The following is a 2,614-nucleotide window of genomic DNA, read 5'->3' as shown; positions in this document are numbered from 1 at the left end:
TTGGTCGCATAGCATGGGGTCGTACTCATTATAAGTGGTCGTATTGTTCTCAGACGCAGGCTCCCACCGGAATTCTCGCGAGGTCGTACACTCTTTCCCTACACCACGCTCCTCCGATCGCCCTGCGAAACGGGTGGTGGGCTGGCCTGCAGATCTGCGCAATCTGGATAAACAGACCTGGGATCGTTACGTCAAAGCCTTTCCGGAGATTGGCAAGATTACCCAGATTGGCAACTCTAACTTCTCGCAGCTGAACGTAGAGAAGATTATCGCCCTGCAGCCGGATTTGGTGATCCTGCCGGTGTATGCGCGTACTCCGCCCAATAACTCGCAGTTTATGCTGCAGCTACAGGCCGCGAATATTCCAGTGCTGTTTCTCGATTTTCGCGTTGATCCGCTGACGAATACCGTTGCCAGTCTACGTACGCTCGGTGCAGCACTCAATGATGAAGCCAAAAGCGAACGCTTTATCGCGTTCTATCAGCAGCATATGCAGCGTATTCGCGATCGCTTAGCCAACTGGCACGGTACGCGGCCGAAAGTGATGCTGCAATTACATCTGGGTAAGAAAGCCGAATGCTGTACCACGGTGGCGCATGGCAATCTGGCGGATTTGATCGCCTTCGCCGGGGGCGACAATATTGCCGCCGGTCGCTTCCCCGCCGTGTTTGGTCAGCTCAACCCGGAAGCAGTGATTGCCGCTAATCCCGATATCTATATCGCCACAGGATCTTCGGGCCCGGAAGAGACCAGCGCGCTGCAACTCGGGCCACTGGTGAATGCGGAACAAGCCAAAACCACCTTCCTGCGTGCGTTAGCCCAGGACAGCACGGTCTCGGCCCTGCCCGCCGTGCAACAGCAGCGCGCCGCCGCCTTCTGGCAAAACTTCTACATGAGCCCATGGCATCTGCTGGCCGCCGAATTTTTTGCCAAAACTTTCCATCCACAGCTGTTCCACGATATGTCACCCAATGACACGCTGCGGGAGATGAACCAGCAATTTCTGCCCATCCCGGAAACAGGCACTTACTGGACGCACAATTGATTTTTCGCGGTAACTGGCGCACAGGGTTTAGCCCTAAGGTTGAGTTAATCTTGATTCGCGAAAATAGCCTCATGACCACGAGGATATTTTTATGAAATCGATGTTTGTTCGTCCCGCCAGCGAGTATCTGGCGATTGCAGTGAGCCTGTTCGCCGTCGTGAGTTTTCTGACTATCTGGTTCACCCGCTAAAACGCCACACTGTGGCGTTTTTCTTTTTGTAACCCACTGAAGTATCTGCGCATCTGAAGATGACAAATTTGTCATCTGCCTCTTTCCATTCTGTTCGGTGGCCTTCGATAAACTTGTGAAAATTACTCCGCTCGTCGAGGCACCATGGCTTTTCAATCTAAACACTCTCTTCTGCTGATGGTCGGTTTGATCATTGGCGGAAGCGGCTGGTATTTCTGGCCGAAACAGCAGGCCGATGCGGCCGTCAAACCCGCCCACGCCCCGGTGCTGGTGAGCATGATCAGTGCCACGGTGAAACCGCTGCCGATTACGCTGGCAACACAGGGCCATGTGGTGCCACTCAACCAGGTGGATATCCAGGCGCAACTCACTGGCACGGTGAAAAGTGTCGATTTCCATGAAGGGGATTTCGTTAAAGCCGGGCAGCAACTGTTTACGCTTGATGATGCCAGCCAGCAGGCCGCCTATGATCGGGCGGTGGCCGCGGCAGGGGAATCCAAAGCGTTGCTGGTGAAAGCACAGAATGATCTGCAACGCGGTCGCCTGTTAAAAGCGAAAAACTACATCTCTTTGTCTGACTGGGACACGCTGCAAAGTAACCTTCAGCAGTATCAGGCTCAGTTCAAGGCCGCACAGCAAGATGTGCAAACTGCACAGGTCAACCTCGGCTATACGCGCATTACCGCACCTGTTGGTGGAAAAACCGGGGCGCTGAATGTGCATCCCGGCAGCCTGGTGCAACCCGGCAGTACCTTACCACTGGTATCACTCATTCAGTTCGATCCGATTGGTGTCGCGTTTACCCTGCCCGAGAACGATTTGAAACCGGTACTGGCAGCCCAAACCCAGGGACCGGTGACCGTCTGGGTGGAGGACGCCAGCGGTAAGCCGACGCCAGGCACCCTCGACTTTATTGATAACAGCGTCAGCACCACCAGCGGCACCATTACGCTCAAAGCCCACTTCGATAACCATCAGCACCTGCTGTGGCCCGGTCTATTCCAGAACGTCAAAGTTGATGCGGGCGTCACGCCCGATGCCGTAGTTTTGCCGCCGCAAGCCGTGCAAAACGGCCCCGATGGTCACTTCGTCTATGTAATTGATGGGCACAACCAGGCGCAAGCACAAACCATTACACTGCTGCGCGTGCAGCAGTCGCTGGCGGTGATCAATGGACTCGCGCAAGGCACTAAAGTGGTGAATGAAGGTGCGAATAACTTACGCCCCGGCATGACGGTGCAAATCGCCAGCAACATTGATAAGGCGGTAATGCAGCCATGACCTTCTCTGAACGCTGTTTGCAGCGGCCGATTGCCGTGCTGTTGTTTTGGATCGCCATCATGGTGGCAGGTGCAGTGTGCTGGCAGCATTTGCCGGTG

At 54.9% G+C, this 2,614-nt stretch carries 2 protein-coding genes; both read left to right on the top strand.

What is annotated here, in order from left to right:
- Window positions 1–136: 136 nt before the first annotated feature.
- Complete coding sequence (locus tag H7A81_RS26770) at window positions 137–1,045, top strand: ABC transporter substrate-binding protein (RefSeq protein ID WP_255479059.1); 909 nt, start codon at window positions 137–139, stop codon at window positions 1,043–1,045.
- A 334-nt stretch (window positions 1,046–1,379) separates the two neighbouring features.
- Window positions 1,380–2,516 (top strand): efflux RND transporter periplasmic adaptor subunit, encoded by a 1,137-nt coding sequence (locus tag H7A81_RS26765; RefSeq protein ID WP_182059283.1) that lies wholly within the window; start codon window positions 1,380–1,382, stop codon window positions 2,514–2,516.
- Window positions 2,517–2,614 lie beyond the last annotated feature (98 nt).

Origin of the sequence: Pantoea sp. ME81, from assembly GCF_903970985.1 — a bacterium.
In the GTDB taxonomy this organism is placed as follows: Bacteria; Pseudomonadota; Gammaproteobacteria; order Enterobacterales; family Enterobacteriaceae; genus Pantoea; species Pantoea communis.
This window is presented reverse-complemented; position numbering and strand designations above follow the sequence as displayed.

Coding starts and splice junctions, on each gene's coding strand:
- H7A81_RS26765 (WP_182059283.1), top strand. CDS start 1,380: ATGGCTTTTCAATCTAAACACTCTCTTCTGCTGATGGTCGGTTTGATC.